Origin of the sequence: Lentzea sp. NPDC058436 (genome assembly GCF_042721515.1) — a bacterium.
In the GTDB taxonomy this organism is placed as follows: Bacteria; Actinomycetota; Actinomycetes; order Mycobacteriales; family Pseudonocardiaceae; genus Lentzea.
Window position 1 is genome coordinate 158384 of the sequence record NZ_JBHXLF010000007.1, and the last position, 16528, is coordinate 174911.

Genomic DNA, 16528 nt, shown 5'->3' on the forward strand with positions numbered 1-16528 from the left:
TTTGGGATCAGCGACTCCTTTACTCGGCCGGTTACACTCAGAGACGACCTGGAAGAACAGGCTGGAGCACGCCGCTCAGTCGTTCCACGACTGGGGGTCAAGGGGTCGCAGGTTCAAATCCTGTCGTCCCGACGGCCAAGAGGGTCCTCGCAGGTCAGATACTGCGAGGACCCTCTTTTTGTGATCTTGCCGAGTTCTGCCGGGTCGAGCACGCCGCTCATCGACCCCATTACTTCGGTAGTTGCGCCGATATTTCGTTGTTCTTCGTGTGGGCTGCGGCGCGCAGGACGAGGCATCTTCATCCGATAAGACAGCCGTGAACCCCTTTGCCGGCCATGAGGCAGGAGTCAAGGGGCACGCCCTGTTCATGGCGAGAGTTGGGCAGCGGCTGACCTGTGTCGGTTCCGCGGGGTGGAGTGAGGGCTGACAGCTCATTGGGCCGGATTCGGATCGGGTGATCATGATGGCGCGCTTCGCGGAGACCCACATGCACGTTGTACTGAGCCAGCGTCCCGGTCCGAAAAGGTGGACACGAACATCGAAACCCCTGTGAGGTGTCTGGGCTGCTCAGTCGTGATTCTGGTTGCTGTCGGCCAGTCGTTGCCGTGGACTCAAGCGGCTCGCGATGCTCATTGTTTTGGTCGCGAACCCGCGATATCAGGATTAGGTGATTGGGCTGCACGGCAGCACGGTCCGTTACAGTCTGCTCGCGTTGAGTAAGAGGTGACCCTGGGGGACGCATGATCGATCCTGAGCAGCTGCTCAGCCAGTACGAAGGCAAGCTCGCGCAGGCGCAGGCCAAGAGTGATGCCATCCGCGAGAACCTCGCGCACCTGCAGGTCACCGAGAGCAGTCCTGACGGGCAGATCACGGTGACCATCAATGACGCCGGCAACCTGGTCGCATTGCAGCTTGGTCAGGCGTTGCAGCGCAAGGACGGTGCAGCCGTCGCACAGGACGTCATGCGCACTCTGCAGGCGGCGCAGAGCCGTATAGCGAGCGTTGTCCAGGAGGCGATGGCGCCGCTGCTGGGTGCCGACTCCGAGACCATGCACTTGATGATGGACAAGCTGCGCAGCGCGCAGCCACCGCCTCCTCCGGAGTAGTACGTGCCGGGAAACGGAGGTTGGGGTCCGACAGAGCCCCGCTTGGGCTCCATTGAGGACGACACGCCACCACCACCGCGGCCGCAGCAGGCTCCTCGTCCGCCCCGGCATCGTCCGGTCGATGACGACGACTTTGGCAACGGGAGCATCCTGCGATGAACTACCGCATCGATCTCGCCGAGATGGACGCTCACGCCAAGCGTGTAGACGAGATCGGCGGGCGCATCGGCACCGCCATCGGAGCGGGCAGCGCGGCCTCGAACCCCGAGGCGTTCGGCCTGCTCGGGATTCCGCTCGCGGCCCTCTGTTCTGCGGCGCAGTACATGGCGATGAACACCCTCAACGACGCTGCCGAGGCCGCGCTCGACCACCACAGGCGGGTCAAGGCATGGCGTGAAGACGTCAAGAACAACGAAGAAGAGCAGACCAGCCGCTTCAAGACGGGCGATTCATGAGCACTCCTAGCGTTGGGCCTGCTCCGGCCCCCGTCGAGAACCCGTTGGTTCGCAAGGGCCAGGACACTCCGGTGACCGAGGGCGCCGGGCTGTTCCACGATGTGACCGAGGCAGTGAGCGGCTTCTCCGACGGCAACTGGGCCGAGGGCCTGCTCAATCTCGCCAGCGCCGCAGGTGACATCGGCAAGATGCTGACCGATCCGCTGGCGTACCTGTTCAGCGCGGGCTTCGGCTGGATGTTCGAGCACATCAGCTTCCTCAAGGAGCCGCTCGACTGGTTGACCGGTGACCAGCAGACCCTCGACGGAATGGCGCAGACGTGGTCGTCGGTGTCGAGCTACCTCGACGAGATCTCCACCGACCTCAAGAGTGCCGTCAACAGCGACGCCGGGCAGTGGGTGGGCAGGGACTCGGCGAAGTACCGCGAGTTCGGTGCCGACCGCGCGGACACTTATGGCGCGGTCGGCACGGCTGCGCGTGGCATGTCGATCCTGATCACGATCTGCAAGACGATCCTCAAAGTGGTCCGCGACATCGTGCGCGACCTGATCACCGAGGCGATCGGCAAGCTGATCAGCATCTGCATTCGGTGGGCGCCCGCCATGGCGGCGCTGGGCGCGGGTATCGCTGGTGCCGTCGCCGAAGGTGTTCCAGTTGCGGTGCGCTACGCGCAGAAGTGCATCGAGTGGTGCCGCAAGCTCACCAGCGCGTTCGGCAAGGCGGGCGGTCTGTTCAAGAAGCTCGACGACGTCCTCGCCAACGCCAGCGTCAACCTCGCCAAGCGCGGCGACGACTTCGTGACGGTGCTGAAGCAGGGCGCGAACGCGGACATCGCTCGGGAGATGAAGAACTTCAACGTCGGCGCCATGCTGAGGGATGCGGGAGCCGGTGCGAAGAAGGTCGTCGTTGATGGCGTCACCGGCCTTCCGAAGGACATCGGCCCCGCCATGGCTGAAGAGTTCCGCAAGGAGGGTGCGAAGATCGTCGACAACCGAGGCTGGAAGGACTGGCGCGAGCTGAAGGCAGACCAGGACAAAGAGGAGCGGGGCGGGTGAACGCCCTCCGGCGGGTCCTCGTCGCCCTCATCGTTCCGCTGCTGGGCTATCTCCTCGGCGCCACGATCTTCAACCACTTCTGGAACCAGGTCGAACCAGGTGATCTGGCGAAGGCGGATCTGGTGGCCACGGCGAAGTCCTGCGAACGCCGCGGCCCGGTGGCATTGCGGGGCTTCGGCTTCTACCACGAGTGCCAGGCCGAGGTTCGGGTCAGGTCCAGCGGAGAGACGTACACGTCGACCGTGACGGGATGGTTCACGCCCTCGGACATCGGCAAGCAGTATGCCGTCCACACCGTGCGGCACGGCAGGCCGTTGCAGCCGGACGTGCGGTCGCAGGGCCAGGTGTTCCTGGGCTGGTTGTGCACCTTCGTCTTCGCGATCGCGTTCCTCTTCCTGAACGTCTGGATCGCACGTCACGTGTGGCCCGATGCTCCTCGGCGCAAGCGCCGCACGCCGATCAGATACGAGCCGCCTCGGCCGTGAGCAGTCACGTCGGTTCGATGCGGATGGCAGCGCCGAGATGCTGTGAGGCGCACGCTTCAACGGGTCGTGCGGCTGCGGGCGTGTCAGGCGAGAGCGGCGTGGTGTGTGACCGCGAGGCGGGTTCGGCGCAGAGCGAGGGGCACCGCCACCATGAGCTGCACGGCGAGAACCACCGCCTGCGTCGTGGGGGAGTAGGCGGTCAGGACTGCTGCCGTCGCGTTGACTCCGAAGTGGACGGTGACGGCGGCGGGGACTCCGCCGAGCTCGTAGGCGAGTCCGGTCAGCAACGCCATCGGGAAGACGCTCAGGCTGAACAGCAGTCCGCTCCAGCTGAGCAGTCCGAAGCTCGATTGGACGGTGCCGGTGACGAAGAACAGCGGCAGGTGCCAGGTCGCCCAGGCCGCCCCGAGGATCAGGCTGGCCTGGACGCCTCCTGTGGTGGCGAGAAGGCGCGGGTAGGCCGTGCCTCGCCAGCCCGGTTCTTCGGCCAGGGGGCCGGCCACGAGCATGCTGATGAAGAACGGGGCTGCGCCGCCCGCGCTCGCCATCAGCTGCTGTCCGCTGTCCAGGTCTACCGCTGGACCGCCTAACGCCTGTGCCAGCAGTGCGCCGCCGGCCACTGTGCCTGCCGCCAGGGCCAGTAGAGGCAGTGCCCACAGCAGTCGCGTGTTCAGGCGGACTCGCACGGTGTGGTGGGGGATGGGCTCACCGAGTTTGCGGCGGCGGAGTCTGACCGCTATCGCGCCGAACACCGGGCCGAAGCCGCCCAGCAGGAAGGGGACGACTGTCGGGAAGGTTGTCGGCGGTTCGCCTAACAGGATCGCGATCGACCAGAAACCCCAGGTCGTCGCGAAGGTGACGGTGAAGAAGGTGGCGAGGCCGCTTGCCCTGCCGGTGCTTGGTGCGCTGTCCATGGGTCGCCGCCAATGGTCTCATTCTCACGAATATTCTCACTTCTGAGAACAAGTTAGTGGGCCGTTGGCGCGGATGGCAACTCGCTGAAGTCCGTGACTAGCCGGCGACTGCGGAACCTGGTTCGTCCGGCACCACTACGAGGCTGACGACTCGGCGCCTGCGGCCGCCGTCGCGCTCGCCGCCCGTTCGCGACATCACCGCGTGCCTGATCTCGTTGACCATCGCGGTGAACTCCTCGTCGGTGAGCCAGACCGCGGCCTGCTGGTAGACCACGCCGTCTGCGTTCGGGTCGGTGCCGGGCTGGGTCAGGTAGCGGTCGAAGTCGCCCATGAGTGAGGCTACGAACGTCGAGTACGCCCGCTGGTGGTCCGCGCGGGTCATCGTGGCTCGTGCGTCCTGGCCCACGACGGCCTCTTCCTTGCGGACGCGGTAGCTGCGCTCGACCGTGCCTCGCACTCGGCGCTCCTCGACGACCTCCAGTACGCCGTTCTCGGTCAGGACGGCGATGTGCCGGTACATGGTGGCGGGTGCGATGTCCGGCAGGCGTTCCCTGAGTTGGGTCGTCGTCAGCGGGTCGGTCTCGAACAGCGCCTGCAGGATGCGCATTCGCACGGGGTGCAGGAGAAGATCCGCGGTGGCCATGGATCGATCATCTCATGTGCGGTAATGTTCTCAGGATTGATAATGATCTCTGGTTGGTCGGATGAAAGTGTGGTGGTGGTACTTTTTGTGTGCCTCAAGCGATCTTCAGTTAATGAATTGATCTGCGGTCGATCGAATGTGACTGCGGTTTGACCTGCGCGCCCAGGGAAGCTGTTGCTGTCTGTAGCGGCGCGCTCACCAGGGGAATTGTGAGTAGGAACACTTCCCGTGATGTTCTCGTGTTCATTTCGTAATATGGCGGGCCGTGTGATGCCCTGTCCCCGACGCAAGGTGTTCCCGAATGCCGGGCCGACATAGAACGAAGCCGACAGCCAGCCGGAAGTTGCCCATCGCGGTCGCCGCCGCGCTCTCCGTGGGCCTGGTCGCCACCTTCTGGGTGGTCCGTGTTTCCGACCAGCAGGTTGATCCGACCGGAGCCGCCGCCAATCTGGCCGCGCCGACGACCGCTGTCAGCCAGGAGTTGCCGTCCGTCGCGTCGTCCGCCGCGCCGTCGTCCTCGCCGCCTCCGGTCACCACCACGGAGCCTCCGGTGACCACGACCACGACGACGCCGCCCCCGCCTCCTCCTCCACCACCGCCTCCGCCCTGTCCGACCACGCTGGACGGCGTCAAGCCTCATGCGGCGCAGGTCGGGCACCACGTCGCGGGCAAGTTCGGTGTCGAGGACATCGGTGGCGCCGCCGGCCGGGGTGGGTCTGGCGACCATCCCATTGGCCTGGCGCTCGACTTCATGGTCGACACCGCCACCGGCAACTCCCTGGCCGAGTACGTGCTGGCCAACAAGAAGGCGTTCGGCGTCACCTACGTGATCTGGCGCCAGCGCTACAACGACGGCAGCGGCTGGTCGGTCATGGAGGACCGGGGTAGCCCTACGGCCAACCACATGGACCACGTGCACGTGTCGTTCGCGGCGAATGCGACCGTCAACGTCACCTGTTGATCTCTCACAGGCTGTTGATGTGCCTTCTTAATGGTGCCGCCAGTTCTGCGTGGTCGCCTCTGTCGATGCGGTGGAGCAGCTGGGCGGCCACGTAGAACTGGGCGATCAGTCCGGCGTCGGTGGTCAGGACGTCGGCGAAGGTGTCGCGCACCCGCTCTGCGGTGTGCGGTACCAGGAGGCTGTGGCTGAGGAGTGTGGCCGCGTCTGTTCCTTTGGGACCGCGGCCCCACGACTTCCAGTCCAGCAGGGCGAACCTCGGCGCCATGAGGTTCGCCCAGTGCAGGTCGCCGTGCACCGTTTCCCATTCGTGCACAACGGGGTTCACCGCGTTGCCGAACTGCTGTTGGATGCGGCCCGTCACCAACGCCTGGTCGGCGTTGACGCGGGTTGTCGGCATCGTCGCGATCGACTTGGTCGTTCGGCGCAGCTCCGCCCACCAGTCGTCCGGGTGGTGCAGGACGTCGCCGCAGGGCGAGCCTGGCACCAAAGTCATCAGCTCTGCGCGTTGGTGTCGTTCGTGTTCCCACTCGTAGACGTCGACCACGTGAGGCTCGAAGAGGCCTGAGAAGGCGTTCGCCTCCAGGTTGCCGGTCCAGAACTCGCCTTCGGTCCACTGCCTGTCCTCGGACACGACTCGTAACCACAGGCGTTCGTCGTGGCCGATCACCAAAGCGCTGATCGAGCGGTCTTGCCAGCCGTGTCGTGGTTCGCCGGTGACGGTGAGGCCGAAGTGTTTCGCGGCGCCGGCCAGGTTTTCGCGCATGCGGTGACGGAACTGCGCGTCGACCGCGTCGTCGCCTGGTTGTGCTGACACTGGATCCCTTCGACTTGAGCGCGTTGTGCATGCTCCGCAACTCGTTGTACTGCTTGGAGTTGCTCCAACGCGAGGGCGGGACCAGCGCGCGGCTGTGTTCCGCATGTCAGAACGTTCTGCTTCGTTCGCGCGTGTGCCCGATCACATACTCCGGCCCAGCCTTTCACCGGGAACCGCGGAGGCGGTCGGACAGGACGAGGTCGTCAATGGCACACAGCGCAGAGCAGTACGACACACCAGTAGCCGAGCAGTTCGTCCCGGCGCGAGGGCGTGGGCCCCTCATCGCCGTCACCATCGTGACCGGGTTCACCGCTGCCGCCGTCACGTTCATGCTCTCGCCCCTGCTTCCGGTTCTGCTGCGCGACTTCCAGCTCACGGTGGGGGATGTCGCGTGGGTGTTCACGGCGCTGCTGATCGGCAGTGGCGTCAGCACGATCCTGTTGCCTCGCTTGGCGGACGTGCTGGGGGACCGTGTCGCCACGACGCTCGGTGCCTTGTTCCTCGCCGTCGGCACGGCGGTACCTGGGGTGGTGCACACGTATCCGGCGTTGTTGATCGGTGCGTCCGTGATGGGTGTCGGGGCGGCCACCGGTCAGCTCGGTGTCGGGGTGTTGCGCCGGCATCTGCCCGGTGAGTCCGTGCGCACGGCCGTGGTGGTCACGCAGTTCGCGCAGGCGAGTGGTGCCGGTATCGGGCTTGTCGCCGGTGGTGTCGCGCTCAGCCACATCTCCATGCAGCAGTTCTTCCTGTCGGCGATGGGGTGTTACCTCGTCGTGGCCTTGCTGGCGTGGTTGGTCATCCCGTCCAGTTCCAGGGACCGCACGGTGGGTTTCGGCGTCGGCAACGTCGTGGGGCTGGTGGCCTGGATGGTGGTGCTGCTCTACGGCATCAACACGGCCGGGTCCGAGGGCATCACGTCGCTCAAGGCGATCGGGTTCGCTGTCGCCGGGCTTGCCGGGGCCGGGATCTGGGCCGTTCTCGAGAAGCGGTCGAAGGCGCCGGTGTTCGACCTCGCGCTGCTGCGGTCCGGGACCGTCGCGCGGACCATGCTGGCGGGCCTGACGATCGGCATGGCGATCCAGTCGGTCACGTTCCTCATCCCGTTCTACGTGCAGACGCCGCACGCCGTTGGTTACGGCCTCGACTACGACGCGCTGCACACCGGGCTGATCCTGCTGCCGTACTCGGTGGTCGGTGCTGTGGCAGGCATCGTGGGTGGAGTGATCGCCGCTCGCACGCGGCCGCTCGCGGTCGCCGGCATCGGTGCGGTGTGCCATGCGATCGCGGCTCTGTGGTTGATCACGAGCATGCCGGACGCCTCGGCGACGGCCTTCTTCGTGGCGGCCTGCGTTTACGGTGTGGGCAGCGGCATGGTCGGTGTCGGGTTGTTCGCGTCGATGCAGAGCTGCGTGCCGCCGAGCCTGACGGGCATGGGGACGAGCATGGTCGGGATCATCGTCACCATCTCCGGGTCGCTGGGACCGGCGATCTACTCGACCATCCTGCAGTCGAAGAGCCTTGCTGCCGCGCCGGGTGTTCCCGCCGAGGACCGGTACCAGCTCTGCCTGCTCGTGGCGGGTGTCTGTGACGTCGTGGTGGCGGCGATCTGCCTCACGGCGCGCAGGAAGGCCGCGGAGTCGACGAGCTGACGGGTGTGCGGAACAGGGTCTGGCCCTGTTCCGCACAACGGCACGGAGCGCTCGTGTGAACCGCCGGGGCCGAGCAGAGTTGTTGTATGACAAGAGTTGACCAGGTCGTCGGCCGCAGGATCGAGCAGGAACGGATCAGCCTGCTGTACGACGACATGGCGTTCATCGGCGGCGACACCATCCCCGCCGGAAGGCTGCCGCAGCCGCGGGTCGTTCCCGCGATCGCCTTCGTGCTCGGGAACGATCTCGCGGACGGGCCCCTCGACCACGCGCAGGTTCGTGAGGCGGTCGACTACGGGGTCGCTGCCCTCGACGTGGTCGCCGGCAACGCGTCGGGGAGTGTGTTCGTCACCGGGCCCAGACGCGTGGCGTTGCGGGACCTCGACCTGACGCAGGTGCGGATGTGCTTGCAGATCAACGGCATTGAGGTCTCAGCCGGCAGCCAGAGATGTCTGGACGACCCGCTTGATGCGCTGGCCTCGCTGGCGCGCTGGTCCCGCGAGCGAGGAAACCCCTTGTGCGCGGGAGAAGTGGTGCTGGCCGGAGCGACCGGACCGATGTGTCCTGTCGCTCCGGGCAACGTCGTCACCGCGCGGCTGTCCGGACTGGGAGCGGTCAAGGCGTACTTCGGGTGACGGCGTCGCTCCTGCCCGGTAGCCGCAACGCCGGTAGTACGGCCAGCACGGTCAGCGCGACCGGCAGCCACGACAGCGTTCCGAACGCGTGCGCCAGCGGGGCTCCGAGTTCGGTCAGCGCGGCGCTGTCCAGCTCTGCCAGGGCATCGAGGCCACGCCCCTGGGTGACGTCGTCGAGCTGGTGCTGCAGCAGCACCGCGACGACGGCGGTGCCCAGGGCGCCGGACACGTACTGGTTGATGCTGATGAGCGTGGAGGCGTTGGGGATGTCCTTGCTGCGCAACGTCAGGTAGCTCGCGGTCGTCAACGTGGTGGCGGCCGCACCCACCCCGACGCCGCGGACGAACCACGCCGCCGACAGCCACAGCTCGCTCGTGTCCGGTCCGACGAACACCAGCGGCAGAACGCCGAGCGCGACCATCGCGAGTCCGGAAAGGACGATCGCGCGGGCGCCGAACCTCTCCAGGAGGCGCCCGGCGACCAGCAGCACGAGCATGGCACCCAACGCGGACGGGGCGACCAGCACTGCCGACCGCAGGGCACTGGCGCCGCGCGCGAACTGGTAGTAGAGCTGGATCAGGAACAGGATCGCGTTGGTGCCGGCGAGGTAGAGGAACATCGACGATCCGGCGGCGCGGAACGCGCGGTTCTTCAGCAGCCGCAGGTCGAGCAGCGGGTGATCTGTCCGCAGCGCGTGGAACGCGAACCCGGCCAGCAGCGCGACGCCGAGCCCGCCGCTGACGGCCACCGGGGCGGTCACCGCGGTCGTGCTGCCGAAGTCGGTGATGCTGTACACCAGCAGCGCGAGACCGGGTGGCAGCAGGCACAGGCCGACGACGTCGATCTGCCGCGACTCACCGAGCTCGCCCCGCCTGAGCACCACCGCGGCGAGAGCGAGGGCGACCGCGCCGACCGGCAGGTTCACGATGAAGATCCACCGCCACGAGAACGAAGACAGGATCAGTCCACCGAGGATCGGGCCCAGCAGCGGGCCGAGCATCGCAGGGATGCCGACGATCGCCATGACCCTGGCTAGCCGGGCGGGTCCGGCGTGGCGGGCGAGGATCGACTGCCCCGTGGGCAACAGCATTCCGCCGCCCAGGCCCTGGACCACCCTGGCGGCGATGAGCAGGGGCATCGAGTCGGCGAGTCCGCACAGCAGCGAGCCGAGGAGGAACATCGACATCGACGCGATCCACGACCGCTTCAGGCCGAACCGGTCGTTCGCCCACCGCGTCAGCGGCACGACGCAGGCGAGCGCCAGCAGGTACGCGGTGCTCACCCACTGGACGGTCGACAACGACGTGTCGAAGCCGCGGACCAGTGACGGCACCGCGACGTGGACGATGGTCGTGTCGAAGATGACGATCAGCGAGCCGAGCACGGTCACGGACGCGACCAGGACCATCTGGCGGTCGAACACCCGAGGGCGCGGCTCGGCGGAGGTCGAGCTCATCGGCGGACACCTCGCGCCGGCCGGTTCGCCTTGGTGGCGAAGGACTTGCAGCCTCGACGACGTGTCATGAGCACTCCTCCTGGTGTGGTGCCGGCCGCCGGTCAGGCGGTGCCGCCCACAGCGGCAGGAGCAGTCTGCTTCGGAGATTCGCCTTGCGCCGCAACGGTGTTCCGGCAGGCAGAAAGGGTCGGTGATCTCTCAGCGGGGGATGAGACCGTCGAGCAGCAGCTCCATCGCGCGCCTGGCGCCCGCGCGGCGCACGGACTGCCGGCTCTCGCGGATGTCGGCCGCGAACGTCAGGCCCGTGACCACGCCCACGAGCTCTTCCGCGGTGAGATCGGCACGGATCCGGCCCGCTCGTTGCGCCGGCAGCAGGAGCTCCGCGACGACCGGGACCACCTGGGCGCGGCCCCACTGCGCGTTGGCGCTCGGATCGGTCTCCTCCAGTCCCTGCGACACCAGGACGGTCAGCACGCTGTGCGACTCGACGCTGAAGTCGATGAACTCGTTCAGCCACAGCAGAAGCGCGTCCATTGGCTCGTGGACGGCGCTCAGCTCGGGCGCGTGTTCGAGCACCCTCAGCATCCGCGAGCGGTACACGGTCTCGAACAGGTGCATGCGGCTGGGGAAGTGCCGGTACAGCGTCGCCGGTGCCACGCCCGCGCGTTTGGCGACCTCCTCCAGAGAGACGGCGGGGCCGTGCTCCTCGACCAGGGCGTGCGCGGCCGTGACGATGCGGTCGATGCTGCGACGTGCGTCGGCGCGCAACGGCCGTACCGGCGCTGCGGTGCGGAGATCGTCCGTCAACTCCCCGTTCCTTCCCTCTTGCGCGGTGACCACCGTCACCTTAGTGTGCGTCTAACTGAGAGTACTGCTCTGACTTAGGGAATGGTTGCACGGGTAAGGCTCAAGTCGCCCGCCGCCGTGGGACTTGCGGAAAGAAGCGTCAACGTGGACGAGCAACGGCAAGGAGTGGTGCCCGGCGGACGTGACACGTCCGTCGGCAAGGGGCTGAGCGTGCTGGACGCCTTGGCCACGTCCCGGGTGTCCCTCGGGGTCTCCGAGATCGCCCAGCGCACCGGCATGGCCAAATCCACCATCCACCGCCTCCTGGCGTCGATGATCTCGCACGGGTACGTGGCGAAGGCCGAGGACAGGTACCTGCTGGCCGATCGCCTGTTCGAGGTCGGCAACCAGGTCCAGGTCGGTGAGGTCGAGGGTCTGCGCGAATCGGCGGCGCCCTATCTCGCGGAACTGTTCGCGCTCACCCGCCAGACCGTTCATCTCGGGGTGCTGAGTGGATCGGACGTCCTGTACGTGGACAAGGTCGCGGGAACGAACGGCCCGCGAATGGCGACCCGTGTCGGTGGACGCCGGCCGGCTTATGCCACGGGGCTCGGCAAGGCGCTTTTGGCGTTCGCCAGTCCTCCGGTCGTGAATCGGACTCTCGCGGGATCGTTCAAACGGTTCACGGCCTACACCGTTCCCGACGCACAACGGATGAAGCAGTCGCTGGTGCGCGTGCGGGAAACCGGTCTGGCGACGGACTACGAGGAGTCGTTCCTCGGGGTCGCGTGCCTGGCCACGCCGGTGTGGAGCGCGGACCCGACCCACGCGGTCGCGGCCATCTCGTTGTCGTCCAGCGTGTCGGGACGGTCCCCGGCACGGTATCGAGCGGCTTTGAACGACATCGCCCGGCAGCTTTCGACCGCGTTGGCGAGTGGGTCCCGAAGCTAACCGAAAGAACTACCGCAGCGGCGTCCCGAAGGGGCGATCCGCTGGTTTCCGCTGCGCATTTCAAGAAAAACACGGCATTCTGCCTGGCGGAACGCGGAGCTTGAATTCACGGCGCGGCTCAACAGAATCAGGGGACCACCCAAACCAAGGAGCGTCGAACGTGGGACACATCAATGCGCTCGGCTACATCGGAATCGGGGCGTCGGACCTCGACGCATGGAGCGACTACGCGACCGACGTCCTCGGCCTGCAGGTCACCCGCGGCCGTGACGACCACGACGTCGAGACCCTCTTCCTCCGCATGGACGACCGCCACCACCGCATCGCGGTGCGGGCCGGTGACGACGAGCTCACCTACGTGGGCTGGGAGGTGCCCGACGAGCTCGCCTTCGACGCGCAGGTGGCCGACCTGGAACGGCAGGGCGTCGCGGTGAAGGAGGACGCCGACCTCGCGTCGCTGCGCGGTGTCCAGCGGCTCGCGCGCTTCGCCGACCCCGCGGGCTTCCAGCTGGAGCTCTACTTCGGCGCCGGCGTCCTCTCCAGCCCGTTCGTGTCGCCGAAGGGCGTGCGGTTCGTGACCACCGACCCGGCAGGCAACGACCTCGGGCTCGGGCACATCGTGCTGCAGGCGCCGAACACGGACGAGATGATCGACTTCTACCTGAACGTGCTGGGCTTCAAGGTCAGCGACTACATCGTCATGAAGCAGTACGGCATCTCGCTCACCTTCACGCACGTCAACCCGCGCCACCACTCCCTGGCGTTCGGCCCGGCCGAGGCGGGCAGCAAGCCCGTGCTCAACCACTTCATGCTGGAGATCGACACCCTCGACGGCGTCGGCCGCGCGCTGGATCGCGTGCGGGAGAAGAAGATCTCGCTGACCGCGGCGCTCGGACGGCACACGAACGACGGGATGCTCTCGTTCTACATGGAGTCGCCGTCCGGCATCGGTGTCGAGTACGGCACCGAGGGCAAGCTCATCGACGACGAGACCTGGACCGTCACCGCGTGGGACGCGGCACAGCTCTGGGGCCACGACCGCTCGCACACGCACTGACTTCCTGCCCCAGTCACCCAAGGAGTCCAGCATGACCGACGTTCCCCGTGTCATGGACCAGCTCGACGACCTCGTCCGCCTGGACACCGGCGAGCTCGACCGGCGCATCTTCAGCGACCAGGAGATCTTCGACGCGGAGATGAAGCACATCTTCGGCCGCGCGTGGCTGTTCCTCTGCCACGAGACGCAGATCCCCAAGCGGGGCGACTTCTTCGAGGCGCCGATGGGGTCGGACAACGTTCTCGTCGTGCGCCAGCGGGACGGGAGCATCCGCGCCTTCCTCAACACCTGCTCCCACAGGGGAAACGCGGTCTGCCGTGCCGAGGAGGGCAACGTGCGCAACTTCATGTGCACGTACCACGGCTGGACGTTCGGCCTCGACGGCCAACTGGTCGGCGTGCCCGGCAAGTCGATCTTCTACAAGGACAAGCTGGACCTGTCGAAGCACCCGCTGCGCAAGGTCGCGCAGCTGGACTCCTACCGCGGCTTCGTGTTCGCCACCTTCGACGAGACCGCACCTCCGCTGGAGGAGTACCTGGGCGCCACCGGCCGCCTAGGCCTCGACATGATCGCGGAACGCGGCGACATGGTGGCCGTCCCCGGCGTGCAGAAGTTCACGGTGCAGACCAACTGGAAGTTCACCGTCGACAACGTCTTCGACTACTACCACCCGCAGATCACGCACATGTCGGCGTTCTCGGTGGGACTGATCCCCGCGCCACCGGACGACTTCGTCGAGGGCGGGGCCAAGTCGGACACGGGAGCGGACCTCGAAGTTCCCTTCCTGCCCACCGATCTGCACAACTTCGTCGTGGTGGGGGAGTACGGGCACGCCATCTCCGGTCCTGACCAGGAATCCCTTGAGGTGACGGCCGGCACCGAACCGTTCGCGTGGCGCCACAAGCCCGAGGTCGAGGAACGGCTGGGCCGCCACGGCGGTCGCGTGGCGGGGCACCCCCACATCTTCCCCTCCACCTGGGTCACGACGAACGCGCAGCTGAGCCTGCGGGTCCCGCGCAGCCCCGACGTCACCGAGATCTGGTGGTTCTCCTTCAGGGACAGGAACGGTTCGAAGGAGGAGCAGGCCGCGTCGCTCGACTCGCAGATCCACTTCTTCGGGCCCGCGGGCATGCTGGAGCAGGAGGACGGCGAGAACTGGGCGCAGTCGACGTTGCAGACCAAGGGGCTCAAGAGCCGTGAGGTCCCCCAGCTGCTGAAGATGGGGCTGGGCACGTCCGAGGTCGTCAAGGAGGACGGACTGGCCTTCATGGACGCGCCGATCAACGAGCACGCGCAGCTGTGGACCTATCACGCGTGGCGCGAGTGGCTGCGCAACCCGAGCTGGGAGGAGCTGCGCGAGCGCACGATCCCCAGGGACCGCTACTAGGCCGAGGTGGACCAATGACGATCGACGCTCTGCCCGCCACGCAGTCCACAGTGGACGCGATGGTCCTGCAGCACCAGGTCGAGCAGTTCCTCTACCACGAGGCCGCGCTGCTCGACGGCCACCGCTACGACGAGTGGGTCGAGCTCTTCACCGACGACGCCCACTACTTCATGCCGTTGCGGCGGACGATGACCCGGCGCCAGCTCCACCTGGAGTTCACCAAACCCGGTGAGATGGCGTACTTCGACGAGAACAAGACCTGGCTGGAGACCCGCGCGAAGAAGTTCGCCACCGGGACCTCGTGGGCGGAGGACCCGCCGTCGCGGACGCGTCACCTCGTCACCAACGTCCGGATCGTCGAGGACGACGGCGACGAACTGGCCGTGCACAGCAACTTCCTGCTGTACCGCACCCGGCTGAAGAACGACGTCGACCAGTGGGTCGGCCGCCGCGAGGACCGCCTGCGCCGCGTCGACACCGGCCTGGCCATCGTCAAGAGGTTCATCTACCTCGACCAGACCGTGCTGCAGTCGGGAAATCTCAGCACGTTCTTCTGATCCGCACTCACCGAAGGTTTCGACGACCATGCCCTGGATTCGTGCTTGCTCCGTTGACGAACTGGACGACGGCGACGCCCTTCAGATTCCGACGACCCCGCCCGTCGCCGTGTTCAGGACCGACGGGGAGTTCTTCGCCCTCGACGACACCTGCAGTCACGGCCAGTCGTCGCTGGCGGACGGGTACGTCGAGGGGGACCAGGTCGAATGTGCCTGGCACCTCGCCAAGTTCGACCTGAGGACGGGCGCCGCGCTGACGCTCCCCGCGACGAAACCCCTGTGCACGTACAGGGTGAGGGTCGACGGCGACGACGTCTCGGTCGAAGTCCCCGATCGGGGGTGAGCCGGATGCACAGGTCCAGCTGCGTCATCATCGGGGCGAGCGCCGCGGGGATCTCCGCGGCCGTGGCGATGCGCCGGCTCGACTACCGGGGCACGGTCACCGTCGTCGACGCCGACCCCAACCCGCCCTACGAACGCCCGCCGCTGTCGAAGGCCCTGCTCGACGACACGACCGGTCTGGTGCCCATCCTGCCGTGGTCGACGTACGGCGACCTCCAGATCGATCTCCGCCTGGGGGAGCGGGTGAGCGCGGTCGATCCCGGCTCGCTCAAGGTGCACCTCGAAGGCGGGGACCGGCTCGACGTCGATCGGCTGGTGCTCGCCACCGGCGTCGCGGCGCGGCATCTCGCCATTCCCCATGCCGACGCGGACAACGTGCTGACGTTGCGCGATGCCGCCGACGCGGGACGGGTGAGCGCACAACTCGCCCGCGGCGGTCCGCTGGTGATCATCGGCGCGGGTTTCATCGGGCTCGAACTCGCGGCGGTCGCGCGGCAACGCGGCATCGACGTCACGGTCGTCGAGGCACAGCCCCATCCGCTGGCGAACGTCGTGGGCTCCGAGGTGGCAGGTCTCGTCGTCGACCTGCACCGCGGACACGGCGTGCGCCTGGTCACGGGCGCCACCGTCGAACGTTTCGTGGCCACCGGATCGACCGTCGAGCAGGTCGTCCTCTCGAACGGGCAGCGCGTCGACGCCGCGACCGTCGTCGTCGGCATCGGGGTGAGGCCGCGCACCGAGCTCGCCGCGTCGGCACGGGTGGACGTCGACCACTGGGGTTTCCCCGTCAACGAGTTCGGCCAGACGAGCCGGGCGTGGATCTTCGCGGCCGGCGACGTCGCGAGCCAGGCGCACCCGCACCTGGCCGCGCGCGGACGTCTTGAGCACTGGGACACCGCACAACGGCACGGCGCCGCGGTGGGGTCGACGGTGGCCGGGGAACCGGTGCCGTACAAGGAAGTCCCGTACGCGTGGTCGGACCAGTACACCGGCACGTTGCAGATCGTCGGACGCCCGCGCGGCACCGACCGGGTGGTGATCCGCGCCGGTGCGACGCCGGAACGCTTCCTGGCGTTCTGGTTGCGCGACGGCCGCCTGGGTGCCGTGGCCGGCATGGACGCGTCCCGCGAGGTCGGCCTCGCCCGGCGCGTGGTCGCCTCGACCATGCCGGTGGACGAGGACGTGCTCGCCGACGCGGCCACGGACCTGCGCAGCCTGTTGCGGCCACACCGCTCGCCCGCCCGACTCGTCGGCTGACGCCCGACTTCCTCTTTC

The 16528-nt window shown here is 67.3% G+C and carries 18 protein-coding genes; 13 read left to right on the plus strand and 5 right to left on the minus strand.

Going from position 1 to position 16528, the window contains the following annotated elements:
- Positions 1 to 740 precede the first annotated feature (740 nt).
- The 4 genes from ACFWN2_RS25865 (at position 741) to ACFWN2_RS25880 (ending at position 3101) form a co-directional block, all read left to right on the plus strand.
- A complete protein-coding gene (locus ACFWN2_RS25865; protein ID WP_382431494.1) occupies positions 741 to 1106 on the plus strand; it encodes a YbaB/EbfC family nucleoid-associated protein in 366 nt (121 codons plus the stop codon).
- Positions 1107 to 1261: 155 nt separating this feature from the next.
- Positions 1262 to 1561 (plus strand): hypothetical protein, encoded by a 300-nt coding sequence (locus ACFWN2_RS25870; RefSeq protein ID WP_382431496.1) that lies wholly within the window; start codon positions 1262 to 1264, stop codon positions 1559 to 1561.
- 71 nt (positions 1562 to 1632) lie between these two features.
- Positions 1633 to 2616, plus strand: a complete 984-nt coding sequence (locus ACFWN2_RS25875) for a hypothetical protein (RefSeq protein ID WP_382431498.1) — start codon at positions 1633 to 1635, stop codon at positions 2614 to 2616.
- Positions 2613 to 3101 (plus strand): DUF6346 domain-containing protein, encoded by a 489-nt coding sequence (locus ACFWN2_RS25880; protein ID WP_382431500.1) that lies wholly within the window; start codon positions 2613 to 2615, stop codon positions 3099 to 3101. Before ACFWN2_RS25875 ends, ACFWN2_RS25880 begins: the two co-directional genes overlap by 4 nt.
- An 83-nt stretch (positions 3102 to 3184) precedes the next feature.
- On the opposite strand, the gene ACFWN2_RS25885 is transcribed toward ACFWN2_RS25880, so the two are convergent.
- On the minus strand, positions 3185 to 4015 hold the full coding sequence (locus ACFWN2_RS25885) for a CPBP family intramembrane glutamic endopeptidase (protein ID WP_382431502.1): 831 nt from the start codon (positions 4013 to 4015) through the stop codon (positions 3185 to 3187).
- A 97-nt stretch (positions 4016 to 4112) separates the two neighbouring features.
- Positions 4113 to 4658: a helix-turn-helix domain-containing protein gene (locus tag ACFWN2_RS25890; protein WP_382431504.1), complete on the minus strand. Its 546-nt coding sequence runs from the start codon at positions 4656 to 4658 to the stop codon at positions 4113 to 4115.
- 343 nt (positions 4659 to 5001) lie between these two features.
- Between ACFWN2_RS25890 and ACFWN2_RS25895 the strand changes: the two genes are divergently transcribed.
- Positions 5002 to 5619, plus strand: a complete 618-nt coding sequence (locus ACFWN2_RS25895; protein ID WP_382431506.1) for a hypothetical protein — start codon at positions 5002 to 5004, stop codon at positions 5617 to 5619.
- 4 nt (positions 5620 to 5623) lie between these two features.
- Here the strand turns inward: ACFWN2_RS25895 and ACFWN2_RS25900 are convergent, their stop codons facing one another.
- Positions 5624 to 6382 carry an aminoglycoside phosphotransferase gene (locus ACFWN2_RS25900; protein WP_382431508.1) on the minus strand — a complete coding sequence of 253 codons (759 nt, stop codon included), beginning with the start codon at positions 6380 to 6382 and terminating at the stop codon, positions 5624 to 5626.
- 257 nt (positions 6383 to 6639) lie between these two features.
- Between ACFWN2_RS25900 and ACFWN2_RS25905 the strand changes: the two genes are divergently transcribed.
- Both ACFWN2_RS25905 and ACFWN2_RS25910 read left to right on the plus strand, forming a co-directional pair.
- Complete coding sequence (locus tag ACFWN2_RS25905) at positions 6640 to 8082, plus strand: MFS transporter (RefSeq protein WP_382431510.1); 1443 nt, start codon at positions 6640 to 6642, stop codon at positions 8080 to 8082.
- 86 nt (positions 8083 to 8168) lie between these two features.
- Entirely contained in the window at positions 8169 to 8717 is a 549-nt protein-coding gene (locus ACFWN2_RS25910) for a 2-keto-4-pentenoate hydratase (protein ID WP_382431512.1), read from the plus strand.
- Here the strand turns inward: ACFWN2_RS25910 and ACFWN2_RS25915 are convergent.
- Positions 8698 to 10173: an MDR family MFS transporter gene (locus tag ACFWN2_RS25915; RefSeq protein ID WP_382431514.1), complete on the minus strand. Its 1476-nt coding sequence runs from the start codon at positions 10171 to 10173 to the stop codon at positions 8698 to 8700. The two genes, ACFWN2_RS25910 and ACFWN2_RS25915, sit on opposite strands and share 20 nt — an antisense overlap.
- A 198-nt stretch (positions 10174 to 10371) precedes the next feature.
- Positions 10372 to 10980: a TetR/AcrR family transcriptional regulator gene (locus ACFWN2_RS25920; protein ID WP_382431516.1), complete on the minus strand. Its 609-nt coding sequence runs from the start codon at positions 10978 to 10980 to the stop codon at positions 10372 to 10374.
- Between the two features lie 144 nt (positions 10981 to 11124).
- Here ACFWN2_RS25920 and ACFWN2_RS25925 point away from each other — a divergent pair, with 144 nt between their 5' ends.
- From ACFWN2_RS25925 to ACFWN2_RS25950, 6 genes are all read left to right on the plus strand, one after another.
- Complete coding sequence (locus ACFWN2_RS25925; RefSeq protein ID WP_382431518.1) at positions 11125 to 11910, plus strand: IclR family transcriptional regulator; 786 nt, start codon at positions 11125 to 11127, stop codon at positions 11908 to 11910.
- A 160-nt stretch (positions 11911 to 12070) separates the two neighbouring features.
- Positions 12071 to 12967: a VOC family protein gene (locus ACFWN2_RS25930; protein ID WP_382431520.1), complete on the plus strand. Its 897-nt coding sequence runs from the start codon at positions 12071 to 12073 to the stop codon at positions 12965 to 12967.
- Between the two features lie 31 nt (positions 12968 to 12998).
- Positions 12999 to 14354 (plus strand): Rieske 2Fe-2S domain-containing protein, encoded by a 1356-nt coding sequence (locus ACFWN2_RS25935; protein WP_382431522.1) that lies wholly within the window; start codon positions 12999 to 13001, stop codon positions 14352 to 14354.
- Between the two features lie 14 nt (positions 14355 to 14368).
- Positions 14369 to 14911 (plus strand): 3-phenylpropionate/cinnamic acid dioxygenase subunit beta, encoded by a 543-nt coding sequence (locus tag ACFWN2_RS25940; RefSeq protein WP_382431524.1) that lies wholly within the window; start codon positions 14369 to 14371, stop codon positions 14909 to 14911.
- 28 nt (positions 14912 to 14939) lie between these two features.
- The gene (locus ACFWN2_RS25945) at positions 14940 to 15254 is read left to right on the plus strand and encodes a bifunctional 3-phenylpropionate/cinnamic acid dioxygenase ferredoxin subunit (RefSeq protein WP_382431526.1); all 315 of its coding nucleotides are present in this window, start codon (positions 14940 to 14942) and stop codon (positions 15252 to 15254) included.
- Positions 15255 to 15259: 5 nt separating this feature from the next.
- Positions 15260 to 16510: an NAD(P)/FAD-dependent oxidoreductase gene (locus ACFWN2_RS25950; RefSeq protein ID WP_382431528.1), complete on the plus strand. Its 1251-nt coding sequence runs from the start codon at positions 15260 to 15262 to the stop codon at positions 16508 to 16510.
- Positions 16511 to 16528: the final 18 nt, after the last annotated feature.

Excerpts from the sequence above, each read along its gene's own strand:
- ACFWN2_RS25900 (WP_382431508.1), bottom strand. The coding sequence starts at position 6,382 with ATGCGCGAAAACCTGGCCGGCGCCGCGAAACACTTCGGCCTCACCGTC.
- ACFWN2_RS25950 (WP_382431528.1), top strand. The coding sequence starts at position 15,260 with ATGCACAGGTCCAGCTGCGTCATCATCGGGGCGAGCGCCGCGGGGATC.
- ACFWN2_RS25915 (WP_382431514.1), bottom strand. The coding sequence starts at position 10,173 with ATGAGCTCGACCTCCGCCGAGCCGCGCCCTCGGGTGTTCGACCGCCAG.
- ACFWN2_RS25945 (WP_382431526.1), top strand. The coding sequence starts at position 14,940 with ATGCCCTGGATTCGTGCTTGCTCCGTTGACGAACTGGACGACGGCGAC.
- ACFWN2_RS25885 (WP_382431502.1), bottom strand. The coding sequence starts at position 4,015 with ATGGACAGCGCACCAAGCACCGGCAGGGCAAGCGGCCTCGCCACCTTC.
- ACFWN2_RS25940 (WP_382431524.1), top strand. The coding sequence starts at position 14,369 with ATGACGATCGACGCTCTGCCCGCCACGCAGTCCACAGTGGACGCGATG.
- ACFWN2_RS25870 (WP_382431496.1), top strand. The coding sequence starts at position 1,262 with ATGAACTACCGCATCGATCTCGCCGAGATGGACGCTCACGCCAAGCGT.
- ACFWN2_RS25910 (WP_382431512.1), top strand. The coding sequence starts at position 8,169 with ATGACAAGAGTTGACCAGGTCGTCGGCCGCAGGATCGAGCAGGAACGG.
- ACFWN2_RS25890 (WP_382431504.1), bottom strand. The coding sequence starts at position 4,658 with ATGGCCACCGCGGATCTTCTCCTGCACCCCGTGCGAATGCGCATCCTG.
- ACFWN2_RS25935 (WP_382431522.1), top strand. The coding sequence starts at position 12,999 with ATGACCGACGTTCCCCGTGTCATGGACCAGCTCGACGACCTCGTCCGC.
- ACFWN2_RS25865 (WP_382431494.1), top strand. The coding sequence starts at position 741 with ATGATCGATCCTGAGCAGCTGCTCAGCCAGTACGAAGGCAAGCTCGCG.
- ACFWN2_RS25905 (WP_382431510.1), top strand. The coding sequence starts at position 6,640 with ATGGCACACAGCGCAGAGCAGTACGACACACCAGTAGCCGAGCAGTTC.